Consider the following 390-nt stretch of genomic DNA (forward strand, 5'->3'; position numbering starts at 1 on the left):
AGGGTGTTTTAGCGCCAATTAAGTCGACGACATTGATGTCGTCGACTTGAGCCATCTTAATGTTTTTTAAAGCTTTACCTTTTAATATTACATAGCCATTAGCTTTAAGTTCTCCTTCATTGCTGGCCAGGTAACGGTCGATGGTACGCTCATCTACATCCAGAATGTCGGCAACATGGCTTTTAAAAAACAGCGCCTCACCATCAATAACCAAACCACCAAGGGCTAAGTGCTGCTCTAGCTTACCTAACGCAAAGCGATTATTAAGAACATTGCGCCGAGCTACCGCCGACGTTGTTAAATCATGCGCCATAGCTTATCTCCGGCTTAACGGCAAAATGATAGTTTACTGGTGTTGGAATATTTACATTAAAGCTCCGCATTACACCA

The 390-nt window shown here is 42.8% G+C and carries 1 pseudogene; it reads right to left on the minus strand.

What is annotated here, in order from left to right:
• Nucleotides 1-313: pseudogene (locus tag V7D78_RS17070) on the minus strand (DNA-binding protein); the annotation flags it as partial.
• Nucleotides 314-390: the final 77 nt, after the last annotated feature.

This window comes from Arsukibacterium sp., assembly GCF_036735525.1.
Taxonomy (GTDB): Bacteria; Pseudomonadota; Gammaproteobacteria; order Enterobacterales; family Alteromonadaceae; genus Alishewanella.